The sequence below is a fragment of the Rhodococcus sp. Leaf233 genome, assembly GCF_001426165.1.
Taxonomy (GTDB): domain Bacteria; phylum Actinomycetota; class Actinomycetes; order Mycobacteriales; family Mycobacteriaceae; genus Rhodococcoides; species Rhodococcoides fascians.
On the sequence record NZ_LMRO01000001.1, the window covers coordinates 394,980 to 418,635 of the forward strand.

The 23,656-nt window shown below is 66.5% G+C and carries 26 protein-coding genes and 1 riboswitch; of the genes, 20 read left to right on the plus strand and 6 right to left on the minus strand.

Going from position 1 to position 23,656, the window contains the following annotated elements; translation table 11 throughout:
* Positions 1-110 precede the first annotated feature (110 nt).
* Positions 111-226: riboswitch (SAM riboswitch) on the plus strand.
* 54 nt (positions 227-280) lie between these two features.
* Together ASH04_RS01885 and ASH04_RS01890 are read left to right on the plus strand one after the other, a co-directional pair.
* Positions 281-1,612 carry an aminotransferase class V-fold PLP-dependent enzyme gene (locus ASH04_RS01885; protein WP_057472617.1) on the plus strand — a complete coding sequence of 444 codons (1,332 nt, stop codon included), beginning with the start codon at positions 281-283 and terminating at the stop codon, positions 1,610-1,612.
* Positions 1,613-1,766: 154 nt separating this feature from the next.
* Positions 1,767-2,270, plus strand: coding sequence for a hypothetical protein (locus ASH04_RS01890; RefSeq protein WP_057472906.1), 504 nt, complete (start codon positions 1,767-1,769; stop codon positions 2,268-2,270).
* An 11-nt stretch (positions 2,271-2,281) separates the two neighbouring features.
* On the opposite strand, the gene ASH04_RS01895 is transcribed toward ASH04_RS01890, so the two are convergent.
* The 3 genes from ASH04_RS01895 to ASH04_RS01905 all read right to left on the minus strand — a co-directional run bounded on the left by ASH04_RS01895 (position 2,282) and on the right by ASH04_RS01905 (position 4,820).
* Positions 2,282-2,755, minus strand: coding sequence for a YbaK/EbsC family protein (locus ASH04_RS01895; protein ID WP_032364486.1), 474 nt, complete (start codon positions 2,753-2,755; stop codon positions 2,282-2,284).
* Between the two features lie 86 nt (positions 2,756-2,841).
* Complete coding sequence (gene alc / locus ASH04_RS01900) at positions 2,842-3,813, minus strand: allantoicase (protein ID WP_057472618.1); 972 nt, start codon at positions 3,811-3,813, stop codon at positions 2,842-2,844.
* 11 nt (positions 3,814-3,824) lie between these two features.
* The gene (locus ASH04_RS01905; RefSeq protein ID WP_057472619.1) at positions 3,825-4,820 is read right to left on the minus strand and encodes a hypothetical protein; all 996 of its coding nucleotides are present in this window, start codon (positions 4,818-4,820) and stop codon (positions 3,825-3,827) included.
* A gap of 72 nt (positions 4,821-4,892) precedes the next feature.
* Here ASH04_RS01905 and ASH04_RS01910 point away from each other — a divergent pair, with 72 nt between their 5' ends.
* Together ASH04_RS01910 and ASH04_RS01915 are read left to right on the plus strand one after the other, a co-directional pair.
* Positions 4,893-5,537, plus strand: coding sequence for a TetR/AcrR family transcriptional regulator (locus tag ASH04_RS01910; RefSeq protein WP_179273890.1), 645 nt, complete (start codon positions 4,893-4,895; stop codon positions 5,535-5,537).
* 28 nt (positions 5,538-5,565) lie between these two features.
* Positions 5,566-5,790, plus strand: a complete 225-nt coding sequence (locus ASH04_RS01915; protein WP_027494384.1) for a DUF6480 family protein — start codon at positions 5,566-5,568, stop codon at positions 5,788-5,790.
* A gap of 10 nt (positions 5,791-5,800) precedes the next feature.
* Here ASH04_RS01915 and ASH04_RS01920 read toward each other — a convergent pair whose 3' ends face one another.
* Positions 5,801-6,298, minus strand: a complete 498-nt coding sequence (locus ASH04_RS01920) for a 2-oxo-4-hydroxy-4-carboxy-5-ureidoimidazoline decarboxylase (protein ID WP_057472620.1) — start codon at positions 6,296-6,298, stop codon at positions 5,801-5,803.
* A gap of 120 nt (positions 6,299-6,418) precedes the next feature.
* Between ASH04_RS01920 and ASH04_RS01925 the strand changes: the two genes are divergently transcribed.
* From ASH04_RS01925 to ASH04_RS01935, 3 genes are all read left to right on the plus strand, one after another.
* On the plus strand, positions 6,419-7,246 hold the full coding sequence (locus tag ASH04_RS01925; RefSeq protein ID WP_027494382.1) for a crotonase/enoyl-CoA hydratase family protein: 828 nt from the start codon (positions 6,419-6,421) through the stop codon (positions 7,244-7,246).
* Position 7,247: 1 nt separating this feature from the next.
* Entirely contained in the window at positions 7,248-7,712 is a 465-nt protein-coding gene (locus ASH04_RS01930; RefSeq protein WP_032391341.1) for a MarR family winged helix-turn-helix transcriptional regulator, read from the plus strand.
* 130 nt (positions 7,713-7,842) lie between these two features.
* The gene (locus ASH04_RS01935; RefSeq protein WP_032369418.1) at positions 7,843-8,919 is read left to right on the plus strand and encodes a GGDEF domain-containing protein; all 1,077 of its coding nucleotides are present in this window, start codon (positions 7,843-7,845) and stop codon (positions 8,917-8,919) included.
* Positions 8,920-8,980: 61 nt separating this feature from the next.
* On the opposite strand, the gene ASH04_RS01940 is transcribed toward ASH04_RS01935, so the two are convergent.
* Together ASH04_RS01940 and ASH04_RS01945 are read right to left on the minus strand one after the other, a co-directional pair.
* Entirely contained in the window at positions 8,981-9,439 is a 459-nt protein-coding gene (locus ASH04_RS01940; protein ID WP_027494379.1) for a PAS domain-containing protein, read from the minus strand.
* A 64-nt stretch (positions 9,440-9,503) separates the two neighbouring features.
* Positions 9,504-9,995 carry an inorganic diphosphatase gene (locus ASH04_RS01945; RefSeq protein WP_027494378.1) on the minus strand — a complete coding sequence of 164 codons (492 nt, stop codon included), beginning with the start codon at positions 9,993-9,995 and terminating at the stop codon, positions 9,504-9,506.
* A 178-nt stretch (positions 9,996-10,173) separates the two neighbouring features.
* Here ASH04_RS01945 and dacB point away from each other — a divergent pair, with 178 nt between their 5' ends.
* The 13 genes from dacB (at position 10,174) to panC (ending at position 23,652) form a co-directional block, all read left to right on the plus strand.
* Positions 10,174-11,544, plus strand: a complete 1,371-nt coding sequence (dacB, locus tag ASH04_RS01950) for a D-alanyl-D-alanine carboxypeptidase/D-alanyl-D-alanine endopeptidase (protein ID WP_052053284.1) — start codon at positions 10,174-10,176, stop codon at positions 11,542-11,544.
* The gene (locus ASH04_RS01955) at positions 11,541-12,617 is read left to right on the plus strand and encodes a zinc-dependent metalloprotease (protein WP_057472621.1); all 1,077 of its coding nucleotides are present in this window, start codon (positions 11,541-11,543) and stop codon (positions 12,615-12,617) included. Before dacB ends, ASH04_RS01955 begins: the two co-directional genes overlap by 4 nt.
* Positions 12,618-12,633: 16 nt before the next feature.
* Entirely contained in the window at positions 12,634-13,587 is a 954-nt protein-coding gene (gene tilS / locus ASH04_RS01960) for a tRNA lysidine(34) synthetase TilS (protein ID WP_057472622.1), read from the plus strand.
* Between the two features lie 11 nt (positions 13,588-13,598).
* Positions 13,599-14,150, plus strand: coding sequence for a hypoxanthine phosphoribosyltransferase (gene hpt / locus ASH04_RS01965; protein WP_027494374.1), 552 nt, complete (start codon positions 13,599-13,601; stop codon positions 14,148-14,150).
* Positions 14,151-14,457: 307 nt separating this feature from the next.
* On the plus strand, positions 14,458-17,316 hold the full coding sequence (gene ftsH / locus ASH04_RS01970) for an ATP-dependent zinc metalloprotease FtsH (RefSeq protein WP_057472623.1): 2,859 nt from the start codon (positions 14,458-14,460) through the stop codon (positions 17,314-17,316).
* Between the two features lie 207 nt (positions 17,317-17,523).
* Entirely contained in the window at positions 17,524-18,150 is a 627-nt protein-coding gene (gene folE, locus ASH04_RS01975; protein ID WP_082519163.1) for a GTP cyclohydrolase I FolE, read from the plus strand.
* 19 nt (positions 18,151-18,169) lie between these two features.
* Entirely contained in the window at positions 18,170-19,018 is an 849-nt protein-coding gene (folP, locus tag ASH04_RS01980) for a dihydropteroate synthase (RefSeq protein WP_200937261.1), read from the plus strand.
* Entirely contained in the window at positions 19,015-19,416 is a 402-nt protein-coding gene (gene folB, locus ASH04_RS01985) for a dihydroneopterin aldolase (RefSeq protein ID WP_045841635.1), read from the plus strand. Before folP ends, folB begins: the two co-directional genes overlap by 4 nt.
* Positions 19,413-19,922, plus strand: a complete 510-nt coding sequence (gene folK, locus ASH04_RS01990; protein ID WP_057472624.1) for a 2-amino-4-hydroxy-6-hydroxymethyldihydropteridine diphosphokinase — start codon at positions 19,413-19,415, stop codon at positions 19,920-19,922. Before folB ends, folK begins: the two co-directional genes overlap by 4 nt.
* Positions 19,919-20,389: a DUF3180 domain-containing protein gene (locus ASH04_RS01995; protein WP_156394446.1), complete on the plus strand. Its 471-nt coding sequence runs from the start codon at positions 19,919-19,921 to the stop codon at positions 20,387-20,389. The genes folK and ASH04_RS01995 overlap by 4 nt, the downstream gene beginning before the upstream one ends.
* A gap of 90 nt (positions 20,390-20,479) precedes the next feature.
* Positions 20,480-21,718 carry a DUF6779 domain-containing protein gene (locus ASH04_RS02000; protein ID WP_200937262.1) on the plus strand — a complete coding sequence of 413 codons (1,239 nt, stop codon included), beginning with the start codon at positions 20,480-20,482 and terminating at the stop codon, positions 21,716-21,718.
* 114 nt (positions 21,719-21,832) lie between these two features.
* Positions 21,833-22,747 carry a Rossmann-like and DUF2520 domain-containing protein gene (locus tag ASH04_RS02005; RefSeq protein WP_032364477.1) on the plus strand — a complete coding sequence of 305 codons (915 nt, stop codon included), beginning with the start codon at positions 21,833-21,835 and terminating at the stop codon, positions 22,745-22,747.
* Positions 22,744-23,652, plus strand: coding sequence for a pantoate--beta-alanine ligase (panC, locus tag ASH04_RS02010; protein ID WP_057472626.1), 909 nt, complete (start codon positions 22,744-22,746; stop codon positions 23,650-23,652). The genes ASH04_RS02005 and panC overlap by 4 nt, the downstream gene beginning before the upstream one ends.
* The last annotated feature ends 4 nt before the right edge of the window (positions 23,653-23,656 follow it).

Consider the following 23,656-nt stretch of genomic DNA (forward strand, 5'->3'; position numbering starts at 1 on the left):
TTTGCCAGCAGGTGAACGAGCGCGCCTTCCCACCGCGGAAATCCTACTGCTGTGTCGGAGCGATCCCCGGCTTGACAAAACCGTGGCGGGTTTGCCAGTGTCTTGACCACGGTCACGAGTACCAGCATCGAGCCCCGGCTTGCTGGTCGGCAACCCTCCTTCGCGGTGGGGTGCTCCGGGTGACGACCAGGCTGACACCGAAAAATCGGTGCGGCAAGCGCGGACTCGTTCACGAATATCTTCCGTTGCGGGTCCCTCGAACGTGAGGGCTTGATCTGTCATGACGTCTGTACTTTCCCGTCCCTGCACTCCTTTTGCCCCTGTTTCCGGCACGGAGTTGCAGGTTCCGTTGGTTCACGGCGGCACGTGCACCTACGCCAATTTCGATTACGCGGCCAGCGCGCCTGCGCTGTCCGCAGTGACCGATCGGATCGCGGAGTTGCTGCCGTTCTACTCGAGCGTGCACCGCGGGGCCGGCTACGCGTCCCGGGTGTGCACCGCGGCGTACGAGAAGGCGCGTGAGACCGTGGCTGGATTCGTTGGTGCACAGACGAATTCAGTGGTCGTATTCACGCGCAACACCACCGATTCGCTCAATCTGCTGGCCGCGTGCGTGCCAGGGGATACCGTGGTGCTCGATATCGAACACCACGCCAACCTCCTTCCGTGGCGCAATCGCCGAGTGGTGGTCGCGGTATCGACGCTGGCCGAAACGCTCGCCCGGCTCGACGCCGAACTGGCTGCGAAACCCGCTGCGCTACTGGCCATCACGGGTGCATCGAACGTCACCGGCGAAGTGCTTCCCATCGAGCAACTGGCCGATCTCGCGCATCGTCACGGTGCCAGGATCGTCGTCGACGGCGCACAGCTCGTTCCGCACCGTCGAGTGGACATCGCCGCACTCGGTGTGGACTATCTGGCGTTCTCCGGTCACAAGCTCTACGCCCCGTTCGGCGCGGGTGTGCTTGTGGGAAGCCGTGATTGGCTCGACGCGGGCGAGCCCCACCTGGCCGGCGGCGGTGCCGTGCGCAGTGTGACGATCGAGCACACCGACTGGGCTCCCGCACCGCAGCGTCATGAGGCGGGAACGCCCAACGTGCTCGGAGTCGCCGCGCTGGCGGCGGCGTGCGAGGCCATCGCGTCGTTCGACGAGGATGCCGCGACGACGCACGAGCGGGAATTGTCCACCCGATTGCGGGACGGGTTGGCTGCACTGAAGGGTGTCGAACTGCTGCAGGTGTGGGCCGACGCGCCCGACGTCGTCGGCATCGTCACCTTCACCGTCGCCGGCCACGACCCCGGTGAAGTGGCGGCGTACCTGTCGGCCGAACACGGCATCGGAGTGCGCGACGGAAAGTTCTGCGCCCACCCGCTGCTGCGCCGGCTCGGTCATTCCGACGGTGCCGTGCGGGCCAGTATCGGTCTCGGCAGTTCCTCGGCCGACGTGGACCGACTCGTCGACGCCTTGGCAGCGTTCGTCGAGTCCGGGCCGACATGGGCTTACGCCGAAGAAGCCGGGTGGTGGAACCCCGTTCCGGACCCTCGGCCGTTCCCCGCCCTGGCCGACGGGGCCGCCGGGGTTGGATCCCCGTGCAGCCCCACAGGCAGTTAGCATGGCGTCATGACCGTGAGTGTCGTGTCGCGTGGCAATCGCCACTGGTGCAACAGGTATGTCGATCTGTGCCGCACTGCGTCCGGGTCGTGTTCGAGTTCGGCTCCGCTCCGACCGCATGCGCATCCCGACCGACGAATCAGGACCACCACTCATGTCGCACAATCACACCCGCATAGCCATCGAATCCGATGACGTCTGGACCGAGCTGACCGCCGGGCCCGAGGTGAACACCATCAGAATCGTTGCCTCGGACCTGCGGGAAGCTCAGCAACAACGCGCCCGGTTGCACGCAGAAGCCGTCGACCGCGGTGAATCGGCCGACAATCTCGCGGTCTTCCTCGATCTCGAGATCTACATCGCTGCCGACGCCAGGACGGCCCGTCGGGAATTCGCCGCACTCGACGCGCCGGCAAGCCCGTCGTCCATCCGCTACGTCGGTACCCCGTCGGGACTGGCGAGTTTGATCTCCGACGTCACCGCGGCCGACGTCGCCGACGGCGTGACGCTGCAGGTACACGGCGAGATCGAGAGGCAGTCGACGTTCCTGGCCGCGGGAGTGTTGCCGCTCCTCGAATCGCGCGGCACCCGCCTCGACACCGACGTCGTCGACGCGATCCTCGGCGCACCCCGAATTGCCCCGACCCTTGCTTCCTAGGTCGTTCGAGCTCAGGTGACGTCGATCGCCAGACCTGCGGTGATGCGCAGCAACTCGGTGTACGACGAGCGGAAGATCGTGTCGATGTGCCCGGCCGCGGCCCACAGTTCGGGGTGGGCCGCAAGGTCCTGATCGACGAACGTATCCAAATTCGTCGGATGGCCCACCGGAGCGATTCCCCCGATCGGCTGGCCGGTGGCGTGCTTGGCGGTACGCAGATCGGCCCGGGCGAGCGTGCCGCCGAGACGCTCACCGGTGTGCTCGAGATGAACATTGTGAGCCCCGGACACCAGGAGCAACACCGGCTCGTCGTCGAGCAGAAACACCATCGACTTCACGATCGCACCCACATCGACGCCCAACGCAGCCGCGGCGTCGGCGGCGGTGTGGGTGCCCTCGGGACTGTTCACCACCACCCCGTGATGACCACGAGAAATCAGGGTGTCGGCAACGTGGGCTGCATTCGGATGAAGTAGCCGGGACATGCCCCAACCCTATTGCCACACGACCGTTTACGCAGACAGCTTGCCCAACTGGGTCATTCCGCAGGCTCCACTCCCGCCTCCTTGGGTCATTCCGCAGGCTCCACTCCCGCGAGATCACCGAACAGTCTCAATCGCGCCATTCCCCCGTCGGGGAAGATGTCCATTCGCACCTCCGACACCGGAGTGTCGTGGTCGAGAACGAAGCGATGCCGAGTGTCGGGCTGCAGTGTCGTTCGCGGCAAGAGTTCGATCCAGTCGCCGTCGCCCAGTCGCCCTTGCAGGGATGCCGCGCCGGGGGCGTTGCCCAGGAAGCAACTGGTGTCCAGCTCGGCCAGCCGGATTCGGCCCGTGCCGGCGAGCTGCACCTGCACCCAGTCGTTGGCGTCGTTGCGTCGACGCGAGGTCTCCCAGCCTTCGCCCATCGAGCGCGGCGGGCCGGGGAACAGCAGATTGTTGGGGGAGCTGTAGAACATGTTGGAGCAGGCCGACACGTATGCGCCGTTCTCGAGCGCGGCCAGGTCGACGGGCCCGACGGCGAGGAACTTCGGGTCCGGGACGCCGCGGCCCAGTACTCGCAGCCGAGCGACGCCGCCGTCCGGGTAGATGGACAGCTTGACGTGCGTCCACCGGGCGTCGGACGCGACCTCGAATCGGTTCTCGCTGTCGCCATCGACGGCACTACGGGCGACGATGGTCGTCCATTCCGTCTCGTACAGCTCGGTCGGTGACGGGAATCCGGTCACCTCGGCGGCCTCGATCGAAACTTCCGGCGGATAGTTGCCGGTGAACCAGGACGTATCGACGATGACGGCCGACACGATGCCGGCAGCTCCGAGTCGCACGATCGCCTCGTCGTAGCCGGCCTCGCGTCGGCGCCGCGTCTCCCACCCGTCGTAGATCTGCCCCTTGTGCCCGAACGTCGCGGTCGAGTAGTCGGCTTTGCCCGGTGTGATCAGATTTTCCTTCTCGGCGAACGTCTCGTCGTTCGCCCACACCACTGCGCCACCGAGTGTGCGGACAGCGAGATCGGGCATCGGCAGAGGGAATGTGGCAGTCATGGGATGCCACTTTACTGGCTCGGCATCGATTCACCGGCGCTGCGACGACGGCGCAGAACCGCTGCCGCAGCCATCAGCAGCACGCCGATCAGGATGTAGAGACCCAGTCCGAGTGCCGGCTGCCCGACCCCCGCACCCGAGAAGTACACGATGCTGCGCACTCCTTCGGTGCCGATGCCCGGGGTGATCCACCGGCCGATCGACGCGTACACATGCGGCAGTACGTGGGCCCCGAAAGCGCCTCCAGCGCTGGGATTTCCGAGGATGACGAACAGCACGATCGCCGCCGGTACCGCAGCCACTCCGATCAGGGCTCGCAGGCCCATCGTGAACAGTCCGGTGGCGAAGACGACCCCGGTGCCCAACACGGTGAGCGGAAACCAGTGTCCGGCAAAGGTTCCGAGTACGTGGGTGGTCAGCAGTGCTCCCAGTGCGCCCGAGGCAATCGAGTACGCGGCGAGAATGCCGACGTGGAAACAGGTTTCGCGTCGGGTCGTGGGTGCCCCGATGAGCAGACCGAAGGCGGCCGCGAGGAGGTAGCCGCCGACGACCCAGCCCACCGACAGGTAGAAGCCGGACAATCCACGGTTGTCATGCACGCCGACCGGGATCTCGTCACGCACCACGAATTGGCGTCCCTGAGCGGCATCGACCTCGGTGAAGATCGATTCGAGGGCGGTCGCCACCGAGCTGCCGGCAGCGCTCGCGGTGATCAGTGTGTCGGTGCCGCTCGAGCCGACGACGTAGGCACCGAGGATGTCCCGATCGCGGAGCAGAGTGCGAACCTCGGCGGTGTCCACTGCCGTACGCGCGTCGAGCGGCGCACCGTCGATGGCGTCGAGGCGGTCGGCGGTCTGCTGGTCCAGGCCGGCGGGAAGCCCGGCCTCGGTCACCACGGCGATCGGAATCGCGTGGGGAGTCGGCTGATGGAACGCAGACACGTAGCTGAGGATGAAGCCGAGTTGCAGCACCAGCACTGCGGCGGCGAGTAGTGACATCTTGCGCATGAAAAGTGCTCCTGAACATGTCGAGACTCGAAGACCTTGTCGATACCCGAGGTATTCAATACTCTAGGTATCGTGAATGCCGAGCAGCAAGAAGAGTGGCGATCGACACAGCCACAGCGCAGGCCGCAGCGCACCGATGTGCGAGAACGACTGCTCGCCGCAGCGGCCGACGAGTTCACCGAGCGCGGATACGCGGCGGCCAAGCTCACCGACATTGCCGATCGGGCCGGGTTCACGAAGGGGGCCGTGTATTCCAACTTCGATTCCAAGCAAGGGCTGTTCGCCGAACTGCTGGCACAGCGCTCACTCGATCTCGCCGCCCGAGTACTCGCTCACGTGTCCGACCTGGACCCGCAGGCGGCTGCGGGAGCCGGCGGCGGCGAAATCGCGTCCTGGGTGGTCGCCGAGCCGCGGTGGCCACTACTGACCGTCGAATTCGGGATTCTTGCGGGCCGTGACCCGGTGGTTGCCGAGCGTTACCGCACCGACCGTCGTGCCCTCCGCTCCGAGCTCGAACGACTCATCGCCGATCGAGCGGTGCAGTGGGGTGTGGGTGAGGCGTTCGATGCTCGACGCCTCGCGATGTCCTTGGCTGCGTTGATCTCCGGATTGGCCGTGGAACATTCGGTGGATCCGGAGGAGATCGACCGGTCCGTCATTGCCGATGCCGTGTCGGAACTGTTCGCCGGAGCGATAGCCAGAGCACAGCTCGATTGAGGGCTGCGCTACCGGGTACTCCGGGTTCATGACTGCTCAGAATCCAGAACCCGATGAGACTGCCGGCCTCGAAGCGGGCGGTAGCGTGACGCCGGGCGATACTCCTCCAGCCGAGACAGCAGTCGGTGGGCCCAACCACGAACCGCCGCAGCGCAGCCGAGTGATGCCGATCGTCGTCATCGTTCTGGTGGCATTGTTGGCAATCGTGATCGCCGGTGGCTTGATCGGCCGAGTCGTCGGCCTCTTCGGCTGACCTCGCGATATCAGTACGGCGGCCAGCCGCCTTCAGGACCCAACAGTCGGCCGAGGCGGCGGTGATCGATCGCGATCAACTCTCTGCGCATGACCAGCCGTTCGGTCGGTTCGTCGTTGTCGAGTCGGTGGCCGAGCTCCATCAGCACGTCCCTGGGTTCGAAACCGTCGGGAGTCATCATCAGGTTCGAGACGTACCGCCAGCCGAATTTCGATTCGTACGCGCGCGCCGCGGTGCCCAGGGCGCTACGTGATTCTGCGTCCATGGCCGTGCACATCTTGTTCGGCTCGGGCAGCGTCGCGGCCAAGGCGTCGATGACGTTGTCGGACAACTCGTTCAGCTCGGCGGCCGCCGCAGTGAACAACTCGTCCCGCGACCGGTACGGGCGGCCGTCCGCGAGGCGTGAGGCCCAGGCAACCGAACAACAACACTCGTAGAGCGCGTGTACCGCCTTGCGACGCGGCAGATCGTTGAATGCCTCGAGACCCAACCCCTGATGCATCAACATGCATGAATGATGGGGGACCGGAGTCGGCCATTGCCATAGCTGAGCAGGCTCTTAGCGCAGACGTTACTCGGCGTAACACGCCCTGTGGGTACTGCTGCGTCTGCCGCTAGGCTCGCAGGCATGACCGAACGGAACTGGACCGCATTCTCTGTGGAGATCGCAGACCACATCGCGCACGTGACACTTCTCGGGCCGAACAAGGGCAACGCCATGGGCCCTGATTTCTGGAGCGAATGCCCAGAACTGTTCGACCGACTCGATGCCGATCCAGAGGTACGGGCCGTGGTTCTCGCGGGCTCCGGAAGGAACTTCACCTACGGTCTCGACCTGCCGGCCATGGCCGGAACGTTCGGACCGCTGATGGCCGACCAAGCACTCGCCGGACCCAGGACCACGTTCCACGACACCATCAAGACGATGCAGAAGGCCGTCAACGCCGTGGCGGACTGCCGCAAGCCCGTCGTCGCCGCAGTGCAGGGTTGGTGCATCGGTGGCGGCGTCGACCTCATCACCGCCGCCGACGTGCGATATGCCAGCGCCGACGCGAAATTCAGCGTCCGCGAGGTGCGTGTCGCGATCGTCGCCGACATGGGATCTCTCGCTCGACTCCCCGCAATCATCGGCGACGGCCACCTGCGTGAGCTCGCGTTGACCGGCAAGGACATCGACGCGGCGCGCGCCGAGAAGATCGGCCTGGTCAACGACGTGTTCGAGGACCACGATGCCGTCCTCGCGGCCGCCCGCGAGTGCGCCGCGGCCATTGCTGCGAACCCGCCCCTGGTGGTGCAGGGCATCAAGACCGTCCTCGACCATTCCCGGTCGGCGAGCGTCGACGACTCGCTGAGATTCGTCGCGGCCTGGAACGCGGCTTTCCTCGCCTCGCACGATCTCACCGAGGCCATCACCTCGGTATTCGAGAAGCGTCCGGCCCAATTCACCGGTAGCTGACGTGGTCGAATTCGCCGAAGAGCTGGGTACACAGCTGGTTCGGCTGCAGCGGATTCGGGAGCGCAACATCGCGCAGATCTCGTCCTCGGGCGGCGTCGACGGTGCCGCCTACGTATGCCTGTTCCGCCTGCTGCGCGACGGACCGATGCGGTCCAGCGAGCTCGCCGCGATGGTCAACTCGGACCCGTCCACGGTCAGCAGGCAGGTAGGCCAGCTGGTCGAGCGAGGACACGTCGCTCGGGTACCCGACGAACGTGACGGGCGGGCATTCGTTCTGGCCGTCACCCCGTCCGGTGAGGAAGCTGCAGCCGCCATCCAGCAACGCCGCACCGAGAACCTCGGACGAGTCATCGAAGGATGGGCCGAGGAGGATCGGGCGACGCTGGTCGGTCTGCTGGACCGATTCTTGACCGATTACGAGACCATCAGACCGGACCTGCCCACTCAACGCCCGGGTAACGTCTGAGCCTCGGACTCCGAGAACTCGGTGCCGACGGTCGAGTCGTTTCGTACGCTCGAGCCCTGCCTCGACGGCCGGGGCGCGACGCCGTCGTACGCGGATGCTCGGACTGCTCGAAACGGACGGAGGGGACGCGATGCCAACCGATCACGACCTACCCTCCCCGTCGTCCGAGATCGGACCCCGATCGGGCTCGATCCGGCTCGAGCGTCGCGTGGCCAGGGGTATCGCAGTGCTCGTCCCGTCGTTCGGCGTGATCGGCGCGATCATCATGCTGTCGGACGACGGTCCGGTGGGCACGACGGCCGTGCTGATCTGCACGATCGTGCTGCTCTCCACCCTGCCGGTGGGAGCGTGGTGGTGGTTACGGTCGGTGGACGCCTCGCACATGCCCGGATGGTTCGTGATCTATGCGGACGTGGGGGTGTCGGGGCTACTGCTGACCTTTGCGGACCGGGACCTGGCTCTGTACGGGGCTGCCCTGTTCTCGGTGATCGGCACCTACATCGCGTACTTCTCCCGCCGCAACGTACTGAAATTTCATACGGCGTTCGTCAACGCCGTCATTCTGCTGCTCGCGGTTCTGGCCGTCCTCGAACGCCCGGACGACCCGGCCTCGATCGTCGCGCGCGCTCTCGTCACGGTGCTTGTGGTCAACTCGGTGCTCGCCTTTCGCGCCGTCATCCAACGCCAGCTCGACCTCGCCAACACCGACTCCTTGACGGGCCTGCTCAATCGGCGCGGTCTGGAACTGCGGCTCGAGCGGATGCTGGGCAGATTGGCCGACACTGAATCCGTGGCGTTGATGGTGGTCGATCTGGACCAGTTCAAGCGGGTCAACGACACCTTCGGCCACGCGATGGGTGACCGGGTTCTTCGTCGGACAGCGCGGCGGCTGAGCGCTGTCACCGGTAGACGTCCGTGCGTGGCGCGGACCGGAGGTGAAGAGTTCACGATTGCCGTTCCGGTCGACGCCGACTCCGCGAAACACCTGGCCGACGACATTCGCGAGGCGGTGCACGATCCAGGCGACGACGTGCCGGTGACGGTCAGCATCGGGGTCGCGATACTCGATGCCGGCCGGTGGCGGTCGGCCGATTCGTCCTACGAGTCGGCCGAGTTGATGCACAACGGACTGCTCGACGCCGACGCAGCGATGTACGAGTCGAAACACGCGGGTGGAAACAAAGCAACGGTGTACACCGGCACCTGACATGCCGGTGTACACCGTTGGTCGTTCCCGGGAAACGTTCTGGGGAGAACGATTCGAACCGTCAGCGCAGAGCGCTCTTCGGGTCGTTCCACAGCTGGTCGGTGAAATCCTCCAACGCGACGAGCACGATGGTGTCCTCGGTGCGCCTGAGAATCGACTTGCTGGCCCGCACCTGAACGATGTCGCCGGTCTTGTCGGTCATCCGCCACAGGGAGTCCGCACGGGTGGCGACGGTGGTCAGGAACATCTCCGCGACGTTCACGCCCTCCGGAGCTCGATCCGGGAAGATGTCGTGCAGGTGGAAGTCCTCTCGTTCTGTCCGGTCGAGTCCGAACAGATCGTCGAAGGCCTCGTTCGCGAACACGATGGCACCGGTGGGATCGACAGCCAGAATCGGTACCGGGATCCGGTCGAGAACGACGGTCACCGGCAGATCGGGGAACTGGGTCGGGTCCGATATCGGCCGCGACTCCAGATTGCGCCGATCACCGGCGGTGCCGTTGGAAGTGCTGTCGGTCATACGTCTCCCCAAACTGTGGTTCGTCGGCTCACGGCCGAAACGAGGTGTTGTGATGCCGAAAGGATCAGTGACCCGGATTGTCCGTCAAACGCTTGAAGGACGCAGCGATTTCGGCCTCGGCTTCTGCGCGACCCACCCAGTCTGCACCGGTGACGTGCTTGTTGGGTTCGAGATCCTTGTAATGGACGAAGAAATGCTTGATCGCGTCGAGCTCGAAAGTCGAGACGTCGCTCAGATCCTGGATGTGATCCCAGCGGGTGTCGCCGGCCGGCACACACAGCACCTTGTCGTCGCCGCCTGCTTCGTCGACCATCTTGAACATGGCCACCGGGCGGGCCTCGACGATGACACCGGGGTACACCGACTCGGGCAGCAGCACCAGCGCGTCGAGCGGATCGCCGTCCTCGCCCAGGGTGTTCTCGATGAAGCCGTAGTCGGCCGGATACGCCATCGCGGTGTAGAGGTAGCGGTCGAGGCGAACACGTCCGGTGACGTGGTCGACCTCGTACTTGTTGCGCTGCCCCTTGGGGATCTCGATGGTGACGTCGAACGACACGTGCAGTCCTCACTGTCTTGGTTCGAGCCCGAGCGGGCTCGAGTGGTTTGCGAATGTCTCTATGGTGGCGGCGCAAGGCTACCGGACCCGAGGATACTGTTGACTCGATGATCATGGGTACGACCACGGCAATGACGGAGGAACGGTGGCGGGGCTGACACGGCGATTCCTCGGTCCCATGGCGGGGCGCAGACGCAGGAAGAAGCGGTTGATCCTCACGCTGTGCGCGGTGTTCGTCGTGGTCCTTGCCGTCACGACCGCCGCTCTGGTGCTACCCAGGGTCTCCGAGAGTGCCGACGCCGCGATCGCACCCCCACCCGAGACGGTGCTGCCGAACCCGTCGATCACCGCGTTCCCCGACTCCGCCCCGGTGCCGAGCGCAGCCGGTCTCGCGGGCGCGTTGGCACCCGTGGTGGACGACGCCGCGCTCGGCACCTTCACCGGAACCGTGGCCGACGCGCAGACCGGCCAGATCCTGTGGTCGCAGAATCCCGACACGCCCATGACTCCCGCATCGACGACCAAGGTGCTCACGGCAGCGGCCGCGATGCTCGCGCTTCCGTCCGACCACCGCGTCGCGACCCGGGTGGTCCAGGGCAGCGGTGAGGGCAACATCGTGCTGATCGCCGGCGGCGACCCCACGCTCACCGCCCTGCCGGTGGGTACGACCGGGTTCTATCCGGGAGCGGCGCGTATCGACGACCTGGTGGAGCAGATCCGTCGCAGCGGAACCGCAGTGCGCAGCATCAGCGTCGACACGTCCATCTACTCCGGCGACACGATGGCCCAGGGCTGGTTCCCGGCCGACATCGCCGCCGGATCGATCACCCCGATCGAACCGATCATGCTCGACGGCGGCCGCTCGAACCCCCTCGTCGACGAATCGCCGCGCAGCACCACGCCTGCCCTCGATGCCGGCCGCGCCCTCGCCGCGGGACTCGGCGTCGACCCCGCTGCGGTGACGACGGGCAAGGCGGCGGAGGGTGCCGATCAGATCGCATCGGTGCAGTCGGCCCCGTTGCGGGATCGGCTGCAGCAGATGATCTATCGGTCCGACAACGTGCTGGCCGAAGCGGTGGGCCGAGAACTCTCGCTCGAGATGAACACGGCGGCAAGCTTTTCCGGGGCGGTGGCGTCCATCGGCCAGACCCTGTTCTCGGCCGGCTTCGACATGGCGGGTCTGGCGTTGCAGGACGCGAGCGGACTGTCGGTCGACGGCAGGATTCCCGCGCGCCTGCTCGATCAGGTGCTGACGTCGGCAGCCGGGAGCGGTCAACCGGCACTGCGGCCCATGCTCGACTACCTACCGGTCGCCGGTGCCACCGGAACGCTGTCCGATCGGTACGCCTCGGGTGATCGCACCGGTGCCGGCTGGGTTCGCGCGAAGACCGGAACCCTCTCCGCTGCAAGCGCTTTGGCCGGATACGTCGTCGACGTAGACGGTCGGATCCTGACGTTCGCCCTGATGTCCAACGACCGGCCACCCGATGTCAGTCGACCCGCCCTCGATGCCGTCGCATCGACCCTGAGAATGTGTGGTTGCCGATGAGCACCGAAACAGCAACCGCCGACGACAACGACGCCACGTCCGGGTTCGCCGGCGCAGTCGACTGGGCGGTGGCCGCGAAGGCCGGAGCGAGATTGGCCCGCCCGGGGCCGGCCACCTCGCGATACACCGCCGCCGCAGCCGTGGAAGAGCTTGCCGCAGCATCGATTCGGGCCGAGGGTCCGGTGCGGGAGACGACAGGCCTGGCCGACGGTCTGCCGGTGCCCGACGCCCAGGTGGTCGATCGAGCAGGATGGATCGCAGCGGCGGCTGCGTCGATGAAGCATCTCACCGGGGACGAGAACGAGACACCCCCGACCGGACTGCTCGGTGGCAAGCCCGCCGGGTTGCAGGCCGGCGCCATGCTCGCGTTCCTGTCCAGTGCCATTCTGGGACAGTACGATCCGTTCACCGGTGAGAGCGGCACCCTGCTGCTGGTCGCACCCAACGTGATCGCCGTCGAACGTGCACTTCGCGTCTCACCCAGTGATTTTCGACTCTGGGTATGCCTGCACGAGGTGACCCACCGAGTGCAGTTCTCCTCCGCGCCGTGGCTCGGGCAGTACATGCGGGACAACGTCGGATTGCTCTCCGACGGCACCGACGAGCCGATGTCCGATGTTCTCACTCGGCTGAGCGGCGCTCTGAAGGCCAGGAAGAATCCCTCCGGATCCGCCGAGGACGCCGGCATCATCGGTCTGCTGCGCGCGACCCAACCCGAGCCGCAGCGGCAGGCGATCGACCGTCTCCTCGTTCTCGGAACACTGCTCGAAGGTCACGCCGACCACGTCATGGACGCCGTCGGACCGGCCGTCGTGCCGTCGGTGGTGCAGATCCGCCGCGCGTTCGATCGGCGACGCCAACGCAAGGTCAACCCCGTGCAACGCGTCGTGCGCACACTGCTCGGGATGGACGCGAAGATGGCGCAATACGTACGCGGCAAGGCATTCGTGGATCACGTCGTCGGCTCGGTGGGAATGGAACGCTTCAACACGGTGTGGACCGGGCCGGACACTCTGCCGTTGCTGTCGGAGATCGAGGACCCGGATGCGTGGGTCGCGCGAGTCCTTGGCTGAGCCTGCGGAACGACCCATGCTGCCCGAGTCTCCGGCGTTGCTGGAGGTTCGGCGAGCGGTGCGGGGTTGGTTGGCGGCGCATCCCGGCCCGGTAGCGGTGGCGCTGTCCGGTGGTGCGGATTCACTGGCGCTCACTGCGGCGACCGCAGCCGAGGCTTCGAACGTGACGGCGCTGATCGTCGATCATGGGCTTCAGGCGGGATCGGCCGAGGTGGCTGCCGTCGCCGCCGAGCGTGCCCTGTTGCTGGGCGTCGCCGATGCGCGGGTGCTGACGGTGACCGTGGCGGGTACGGGTGGGGTGGAAGCCGCCGCTCGCCGAGCCCGATACGACGCATTGGACGCCGCGCGCGGTGATGCCTCGGTGCTGGTGGCGCACACTCTCGACGACCAGGCGGAGACGGTGCTGCTGGGCCTCGGTCGCGGCTCGGGGCCGCGGTCCATCGCCGGAATGGCAGCGTTCGACGACCCGTGGGGTCGGCCGCTCCTCGGGGTGCGACGCGCTGTGACGCGGGCCGCGTGCGCGGAGCTGGGACTCGAACCGTTCGAGGATCCGCACAACTTCGATCCCGACTTCACCCGGGTGCGACTACGCCACGAGGTGTTGCCGTTGCTCGAGGACGTGCTCGGTGGGGGCGTCGCTTCGGCTCTGGCCCGCACGGCCGAGCAGCTGCAGGACGACGGCCGGGTGCTCGACGCCATCGCCGCGTCCGTCGTCGATCCGAACACGCGCGAGTTGGACGTCTCGGTGATCGAATCGTCCGACCCTGCGATCCGCCGCCGAGTGGTGCGGCGCTGGCTCCTCGGCCGGGGTGTGACGTCGTTGTCGGACCGTCAGATCCGCGCTGTCGATGCGCTCGTCGTGCGCTGGACCGGGCAGGGCGGAGTTGCGCTGCCTGGGGGAACGCCGGAGGCGAGGTTGGTGTGCTCGCGTCGGCATGGCAGGCTGAGCGTCGGCCTGGAGAACGAATGAAGGGAAACCCCGTGTACGAGGGCGACATCGAATCGGTTCTCATTTCCGAGGAACAGATCAAAACACGGACCGCGGAACTCGCAGAGGAAATTGCCAAGCGGTATCCCGAGGGTGCTCCCGAAGGCGACTTGCTGCTGGTCGGCGTTCTCAAGGGCGCGATCATGTTCATGACCGACTTCGCGCGGGCTCTGCCCATCCCGGCGCAGCTCGAGTTCATGGCGGTGAGCTCCTACGGCTCGTCGACGTCGTCCTCCGGCGTCGTCCGGATTCTCAAGGACCTCGACCGCGACATCACCGGACGCCACGTGCTGATCGTCGAGGACATCATCGACTCGGGTCTGACACTGAGCTGGCTCAAGCGCAACCTGGCGACCCGGTCGCCCGCCTCGCTGTCGGTGGTGACGTTGCTGCGTAAGCCCGACGCGATCAAGGTCGACGTCGAGGTCGCGAACGTGGGCTTCGACATCCCCAACGAGTTCGTCGTCGGCTACGGCCTCGATTACAACGAGCGATACCGCGATCTGCCGTACATCGGTCTGCTGGACCCGAAGGTGTACAGCTGATCCGAGTTCTTTCGGTTCCGCCCGTGTCGCTGCGCTGGACCGTCCGTCAATGGACCATTGCCGCGCCGAGACGTATGCAATGGTCCATCGATCCGGATAGTGTGCGGCGATACACGGGGAACTGCCGGGGGAGTGCAGTCGTTGGAGGGGAAGAAGCGTCGACGCCGACAGGCGCGTGGACGCAGAGCGCCAGGTAAGAGCGAGTCCGATGTCCGAGTCTCGCGGTAGCCTGGAGTATCCGGCGGGCAGGGAGCAGCCAGCGCGCGGGAGCGGACTGAAAGGACACGGCCGAGTCGGCTGAAGCTGTATGAATCGGAAGACAGTAATACGAAATCTCGCCATCGTTTTCGGCATTCTGTTGGTGATCTATGCCTTCAGCTACTTCGGTAACGACACGCGGAACTGGACGTCGGTCGATACCTCGGTGGCGATCGCCCAGCTCGACGACCGCAATGTCGAGTCCGCGCAGATCGACGACCGTGAGCAGCAGATTCGGCTGACCCTCAAAGAGGCCTCCGACGCCACGGAGAACGAGAAGCAGATCATTGCGAAGTATCCGGACTCGGCGTCCGAGCAGATCTTCGACAAGGTCGACTCGCAGGGCTTGAACAGCTACAACACCACCGTCACCCAGGAGAGCTGGTTCAGCTCGTTCCTGCTGCTCATCCTCCCGATGGTGTTGATCCTCGGCGTGATCATCTTCGTGATGAGCCGTATGCAGGGTGGCGGCCGCGGCGGTGTCATGGGCTTCGGCAAATCCAAGGCCAAGCAGCTGACCAAGGACATGCCGAAGACCACGTTCGCCGATGTTGCGGGCGCGGACGAGGCCGTCGAAGAGCTCTACGAAATCAAGGACTTCCTGCAGAACCCGGCGCGCTACCAGGCCCTCGGTGCCAAGATTCCGCGCGGCGTCCTGCTGTACGGCCCTCCCGGAACCGGCAAGACGCTGCTGGCGCGCGCCGTCGCAGGCGAGGCGGGCGTCCCGTTCTTCACCATCTCCGGCTCCGACTTCGTCGAGATGTTCGTCGGCGTCGGTGCATCCCGCGTGCGCGACCTGTTCGAGCAGGCCAAGCAGAACAGCCCCTGCATCATCTTCGTCGATGAGATCGACGCCGTCGGCCGCCAGCGCGGCGCAGGCATGGGCGGCGGACATGACGAGCGCGAGCAGACGCTCAACCAGCTGCTCGTCGAAATGGACGGCTTCGGTGAGCGCACCGGCGTCATCCTCATCGCCGCCACCAACCGGCCCGACATCCTCGACCCGGCCCTGCTGCGTCCGGGCCGCTTCGACCGTCAGATCCCCGTCGGTGCCCCCGACCTGGCCGGCCGTCGAGCGATCCTGAAGGTGCACTCGGCCGGCAAGCCCGTCGCGCAGGATGCCGACCTCGAAGGTCTGGCCAAGCGAACCGTCGGAATGTCGGGTGCAGACCTGGCCAACGTCATCAACGAAGCCGCACTGCTCACCGCTCGTGAGAACGGCACCGTCATCACCGAGGCGTCGCTCGAAGAATCCGTCGACCGCGTCGTCGGTGGTCCGCGCCGCAAGAGCCGCATCATCAGCGAGCACGAGCGCAAGATCACCGCGTACCACGAGGGTGGCCACACGCTCGCGGCATGGGCGATGCCCGACATCGAGCCCGTGTACAAGGTGACCATCCTCGCGCGCGGTCGCACCGGCGGCCACGCGATGACGGTCCCCGAGGACGACAAGGGCCTGATGACGCGGTCGGAGATGATCGCACGCCTGGTGATGGCCATGGGTGGACGCGCCGCGGAAGAGCTCGTGTTCCACGAGCCGACCACCGGAGCGTCCTCGGACATCGACCAGGCCACCAAGATCGCCCGCGCGATGGTCACCGAGTACGGCATGAGCAGCAAGCTCGGTGCCGTTCGCTACGGACAGGAACAGGGCGACCCGTTCCTCGGTCGTTCGATGGGACAGCAGTCCGACTTCTCGCACGAGGTCGCACGCGAAATCGACGAGGAGGTGCGCAAGCTCATCGAAGCCGCGCACACCGAGGCCTGGGCCATCCTCAACGAGTACCGCGACCTGCTCGACACCCTTGCCTCCGAGCTGCTCGAACGTGAGACGCTGACCCGCAAGGACCTCGAGAAGATCTTCCACAGTGTCACCAAGCGCCCGCGCATCACGCTGTTCAACGACTTCGGTGACCGTAAGCCGTCGGACAAGCCGCCGGTCAAGACTCCTCGCGAGCTCGCAGCCGAGCGCGGCGAGCCGTGGCCTCCGGTGCCACCTGCACCGAAACAGCTTCCACCGCAACAGTTTCCGCAGCCCAGCTACGCCGGGTCGCCGCAGTTGACCAAGGGTGGGCAGCAGAACGGCAACAACGGTTACAACGGCGCACCCACCAACGGCGCACCCAGCAACGGCGCACCCGGCACCGGCGAGCTCGGACCGAACACGGGTGCCGGTCGACGAAGCGCGCCTGCCCCCGGCGACTACAACGGCGGTAGCAACAACGGCGGCGGCTACAACGGCGGTAGCAACAATGGCGGCGGCTACAACGGCGCTACCAACGGCGGTCCTGCCAACGGAAGCTACGGCGGGCCGACCACGGGCGGCGGATACTCCGAGGGCTATCGCCGGCCCGAGCCCCGATCGGGTCCCAATGGTTCGGGCCCCGATTACGGCGCTCCCGCCGGCTGGTCGGCACCCGGCTGGCCGCCGCGCGATCAGCCACAGGTGCCGCGCTACCAAGGCCCGTCCACGCCGCCGGCTCAGTACCAGCCTCCGCGTGAACAGGACTCGGATCAGGGCTACCGTCAGCATCCGACGTATCAGCAGCCGCAGTCCTACCAGCCGCCCCAGCCGCAGAAGTCGTACGACCCGCAGCAGCCGCAGCAGTCGTATCAGCCGCCGCAGTACCAGCCGGATCCGTTCCGGCCGGACGCCGGGGAGCACGGTCGCACGTCCCGGCACGAGCCTCCCTACGGCGAGAATTCCGAGGGCGCGCCGGAGTCGACTCCCACGTGGGAGGTTCCGGAAAGCTCGCACAACTACCCGCTGCCCGGAGACGATCGACCCGCTCATGGTTCGTCGGAGGAGTCTCAGCAGGGTGAGCACAGCGACGGTCACGGAAACGACGACGGCGACGCCGGCCCACGCACCCAACGGTGGGAAGGACCGGGCGGCTCACACCGCTAGTCCGATCATTAGGCTGACTGGGTCGACCGTGACGGTCGACCCAGTGCGTCGTTTCGAACCCGTGCTGTTGTTCGTCGGCGAGCCGTTCACACCGAGCAGCACGCCCGCCCAGCTGCCACATTCGCGGAGCCCAACCGGAGGTACGTTCTCGTGTCAGTCAACAGGACCGACGAGTCGACAGGCGACTCGGCAGAAGTCCCAGCAGCCGTGCAATCCGCCGCCCCGCAGCAGGGAATCGCGGAGACGGTGGCCTATGCCACGGGCGCGGTGTTCGACCAGCCCCGCGCGGAGGCCGCGGTACGCGAGTTGCTCATCGCCGTCGGTGAGGATCCCGACCGCCCGGGCCTGCTCGATACCCCGGCTCGTGTCGCCCGGTCCTACCGCGAGATCTTCGCCGGCCTCTACACCGATCCGGACACCGCGCTGAACACGACCTTCGACGAAGGCCATCAAGAACTGGTTCTGGTTCGCGACATCCCCATGTACTCCACGTGCGAGCACCACCTGGTCTCGTTCCACGGCGTCGCCCACGTGGGATACATCCCCGGCAAGAGCGGCAAGGTGACCGGTCTGTCGAAGCTGGCCCGCGTGGTGGACATGTACGCCAAGCGTCCCCAGGTGCAGGAGCGGTTGACCAGCCAGATCGCCGACGCGTTGATGCGCAAGCTCGACCCACGCGGTGCGATCGTCGTGATCGAGGCCGAGCACCTGTGCATGGCGATGCGCGGTATCCGCAAGCCCGGTGCCAGCACCACCACCTCGGCGGTCCGGGGTCTGCTGCAGTCCAGCGCGGCATCGCGTTCGGAAGCCTTGGACCTGATCCTCCGGAAATGACGGTTCCGGTCCGATCACGATGATTCTCGCGCGCTCCGATCCCGCTGCGCCCATCGTCATGGGCGTTCTCAACGTGACGGCCGATTCGTTCTCCGACGGCGGTCGCTACCTCGACATCGACGCGGCCGTCGAACACGGTCTGGCGATGCATCGGCTGGGAGTCGACATCGTCGACGTCGGCGGGGAATCCACGCGCCCCGGGGCGGACCGCGTCGACCCGTCTGTCGAGGTGCAGCGCGTCGTACCGGTCATCTCGGCGTTGGCCGCCGAAGGCGTGAGCACCAGCGTCGACACGATGCGCGCACACGTCGCCGCTGCGGCGATCGAGGCCGGGGTGTCGATCGTCAACGACGTCTCGGGCGGTCGAGCCGACCCCGCGATGGCCGGCGTGGTCGCGCAAGGCGGGCTGCCGTGGATCCTGATGCACTGGCGGGCCGCCGACTCGACGTTCCGGCACACCGGTCCGGCCGATCACTACGACGACGTGGTCGCCGACGTTCGCCGCGAACTGCTCGAGCAGGTCGACCACGCAGTGAGCGCCGGGGTCGACGCGTCGCGGATCGTGCTGGACCCGGGCCTCGGATTCGCCAAGAACGCGGAGCACAACTGGCAGCTGCTGCGCGGACTGCCCACCCTGGTGGAATCCGGTTTCCCGGTTCTGGTGGGTGCGTCCCGCAAACGTTTTCTGGGCTCGCTCCTCGCCGAACCCGACGGTTCACCGCGTCCACCGGACGGCCGGGAGATCGCGACGGCCGTCGTCTCTGCTCTCGCCGTCGCCGGCGGCGCGTGGGGAGTGCGGGTGCACGACGTCCGGTCGTCACTCGACGCGGTGGCCGTCGTGCGGGCATGGCAGGGTGGTCGCGCATGAGCGAGATCAACAGTGCCGCTGCAGGGACTCGTCGCGGCGACCGCATCGAATTGCGCGGGCTGACCGTCCGCGGCAATCACGGTGTCTTCGACTTCGAGAAGCGAGACGGCCAGGACTTCGTCGTCGACATCACCGTCTGGATGGATCTCTCGCCCGCGGCCGAGACCGACGATCTGACTCGGACGTTGCACTACGGCGAGCTGGCCGAACATGCCGCGGCGGTCGTAGCGGGCCCGTCCCGGGATCTGATCGAGACGGTCTCCGCCGAGATCGCCGAGGTGGTGCTCGGTTACGACTCCCGAGTCGACGCGGTGGAGGTGGTGCTGCACAAGCCGTCGGCTCCCATTCCCCTGACGTTCGGCGACGTTGCCGTGGTGGCCTATCGGGAGCGAAAGTGAGCCGTGCAGTGCTGTCGATCGGCAGCAACATCGGCGACTCGATGAGCCACTTGCGTTCTGTCACAACGGAATTGGGTTCGCGCGTGGTGGCGTGCTCGGCCGTGCATCGATCTGCTCCGTGGGGTGGCGTCGAGCAACAGGACTTCCTCAACGCGATCGTGGTGGCCGAGGACGATGTCTACGGCCCGTGGGACTGGTTGCGTCTGGCGCAGCAACTCGAGGAGGCAGCGGACCGCGTTCGAGTGCAGCGTTGGGGACCCCGCAGCCTCGACGTCGACGTGATCGTGTGCGACGACGTCATCAGTGAGGACCCGCGCCTGATTCTTCCCCATCCCCGTGCGCACGAGCGCGCGTTCGTGCTGCTGCCGTGGCTGGACGTCGAGCCCGACGCCACACTTCGGGTCGGCGGGGTGGACGTGCCGGTCTCCGAGCTGCTCGAGCGACTGAGTGCCGACGAGCGAGTGGGAGTCGTCCGTCTCGACGACGACGGTGATCGACTGTGGTGACCAATCCCACCAAGCTCTGGGATGTCTTGGGTTTGTTTCTGATCGCCGCAGTGGGCACGTGGCTGCTGGTGCGGGTTTTCTACGGTTCGTTTCCGCCGATCCCGGTGTACGCCGGAGCGTCGCTGTATCTGGTCGCGGTGGTGGAAGTGGTGACCGCGGTGATCGTCCGCAATCGCATCGCCGAGCATCGAGTGGGTACCGGTCTGCACGACCTGCATCCGTTGACGGTCTTCCGGGCGCTGGTGTTGGCGAAGGCGTCGTTGCTGGTGGGAACCGCTCTGGTGGGGGTGTGCGTCGGCTTCTTGGTGTACGTATTGCCGCGAGCGGCAACGGTGCGAGCGGCGTCGGCGGACCGAGCCGGAGCGATCGTGGCCCTCGTCGCGGGCTTGGCCGTCGTCGCCGCCGCGGTGTGGCTGGAGCAGTGCTGCCGCACCCCGGAAGATCGGGACGACGAGCGCTCCCGATAACGTATCCGTCCCTCGATCGTTACCTTCGTTGTGTACGTGATCGGTCGGGGATGACCAGATGCGACCGACAGGCCGGTTACCCTTGAGAACATGACAGATCAGACTCGCGCCAAGAAGGGACGCCGAAAGCGGCGTAGTGCGAGCCAGCTGTTCCTCGCGGCGCTCGTCGTGTTCGGCATCGTCGCCAGTGTGCTGTTGTTGTTCAGCGAAAGCGTTCAGTGGATGCGCGTCGGGGTGCTCTCGGCGCTGTGGGCCGCGGTGATCGGTGCGTTCGCGATGACGAAGTACCGCAGGGAAGCGGCCGCGGATCAGACCAAGGCCAAGGACTTACAGACCGTCTACGAACTGCAGCTCGCCCGCGAGATCTCGGCCCGACGCGAGTACGAGATGAGCGTCGAAGCCCGGGTGCGCAACGAGACGCGGATGGAATCGGACGAGGTCGCTGCGCTGCGTAACGAACTGGCCGCGCTGCGCCAGAACCTGCAGGTGCTCTTCGAGGGCAATCTACCGACCGAACGGGTCGCACTGCGCGCCGAGGCGATGCGGATGCAGGAACTCGGTGGCCGTGGCTACGACAGCTATCAGCCCGCACCGTCCGGGTTGTACGTACGGGGTGGCGGCAACGGCAACGGACCCGCAGGCCCCGGTTTCAACGGCGTGGGTACGCCCTACGACGAGCCGGTCACCGCCGAGACGTCGGTGGTCTACCCCGAGGATCCGGACGAAATGCCCCGCGCGACCGCGGCTGAAGCCGATTCCCGGTACGCACAGGACGCGTCTGCCGAGCAGGGTTCTGCACCGGAGGGTTCCGACGACGTCACCGACGCCGGGCAGAACGACCGCACCGAGCCGCCGGCCGCGCAGTCCCGCCCCTACGGGGCACCGAGGCCGGCCGGTCGGGTGAGCCCGCCCACCTCGCCGTTCACCGCATACAACTTCGAGCAGACGCGTCGACCCGCGGCCGAATCCGAACCGGCCGAATCAGCAGCGGTCGAGGACGCCGAACCTGTCGAGGAGGCACAGGCTCAGCAGGCCCCCGAGTCCGAATCGGCCGAAGAAGAGGCCACGTACCCGGAGTCTCGCCGATCGCTGCGCGATTCGGCCGATGCGTTCTTCGCAGCCGACCGCGTCGACGACACGCCTGCCGAGGAGACGGCGGATGCACCACGACGCGGACGCAGGCGCGCCGAATCCCCCGAGGAGGCGTCCGGCGCGCACTCCAACGGCCGTTCCGTCGCCGAGATCATGGCCGGGCTGGCAGGCGGCGATTCGGCCGACACGACGACCACCGACGCCGGCACGCGTCGCCGTCGCCGTCGCGCAGACTGAGAACCAGATCACACCGGTTTCCCATGGCACGTTCGGTGCCGCTGTCGCTATTGTTCCCTGCAGGACGTCTGGTACCCGCCGAGCGGGACTGGAACGAACGAGAGGAAAATTTCGGTGACCTCATCAGGGTTCACTGGTGGTCTGTCTCCGGCTCGCTTGACCGTGGGTGTCGTCTCCGCCGGTCGGGTCGGTACGGCATTCGGTGAGGCGCTCGAACGCGTCGGACACGTTGTCGTCGGTGCCGCCGCGGTATCGGACGCATCCATCGCGCGAGTACGTGATCGATTGCCCGAGTCGCAGATTCTGCCTGTCGACGAGGTTGCCCGTCGCGCCGAACTGCTGATTCTGGCGGTACCGGATTACGAACTGGCCTCGATCGTCGCCGGTCTCGCCGCGACCGGGGCGGTCGCGCCGGGCAAGTTGGTGGCGCACACCTCCGGCGCGAACGGCGTCGCGGTACTGGAGCCGTTGGCTGCCCTTGGCGCGGTTCCGTTGGCAATACATCCGGCCATGACATTCAGCGGCGGACCCGAGGACACCGACCGGATGACGGCCGCGTGCTTCGGCATCACCGCGGGCGACGAGATCGGTTATGCGGTAGCCCAAGCCCTCGTCCTCGAGATCGGCGGCGAGCCGGTGCACGTGCCCGAGAGCAACCGGGCGCTCTACCACGCGGCGTTGGCTCACGGCAGCAATCACCTCGTGACGTTGGTCGTCGACGCGGTCGAGGCACTGCGAGTTGCGTTGGCCGGTCCGGGTTTTCCTGGATCCGATGCCGAACGTGGTGTGCCCGAGCGCGTTCTGGCTCCGCTGCTCGAAGCTGCACTGGACAATGCGCTGCGCAACGGACAATCCGCACTGACCGGCCCGGTGGCCCGAGGCGATACCGCGGCTGTGGGCAAACACCTCGAAGTGCTCGAGGCCGTCGATCCACGGATCGCCGCCGGTTACCGTGCGCTGTCGCTGCGGTCCGCCCAACGTATCGGTGCCGCAGCCGATCTGATCGAGATTCTGGAAGGGAAGCGATGACCCTCGCGGGCAGCTACACGAAGGGGCAGTTGACGGTTCACCACGATCCCGCGGTGATCACGTCGGTGTCCAAGGCCCTACGTGGCGTCGGCAAGCAGGTCGCTCTGGTGCCGACCATGGGTGCACTGCATGCCGGCCACCTGCAGTTGGTGCGCCAGGCGAAGCTCACCGGCGCGGTCGTGATCGTGTCGATTTTCGTCAATCCACTGCAGTTCGGCGTGGGGGAGGACCTCGACGCCTATCCGCGGACCCTCGACGCCGATGTCGAACTGCTCCGCGGTGAGGGCGTGGAATTGGTATTCGCGCCGTCCGCGTCGCACATGTACCCGTCCGGACCGCGCACCACGGTCCATCCCGGTCCGCTCGGTAGTGAACTCGAAGGTGCCAGCAGGCCAACGCATTTCGCGGGAATGCTCACCGTCGTGGCCAAGCTGCTGCAGATAGCCGCTCCGCATCGGGCGTACTTCGGGGAGAAGGACTACCAGCAGCTGACGCTGATCCGGCAGATGGTGCGAGACCTGAACTTCGACGTCGCGGTCATCGGAGTCCCGACGGTTCGCGAGCAGGACGGTCTGGCGCTGTCCTCGCGCAACAGGTATCTCGATGCCGAACAGCGTGACGCTGCAGTGGCGTTGTCGGCTGCACTCGTGGCCGGGGCGCACGCTGCGGCCGGCGGAGTCGAGGCCATCATCGCCACCGCGCGTGCCGTCCTCGACGAGGCACCACTGGTGCAGGTCGACTATCTGGAGGTGCGCGACCCGCATCTCGGCCCGGCTCCCGAACGTGGGGACGGCAGACTGCTCGTGGCGGCCAAGGTGGGTACCACGAGATTGATCGACAACGTCGGTGTCGCCGTCGGCACTGGCTTTCTGGAGTACCCGGACGATCCGAAAAGTGGAGAGTGACACG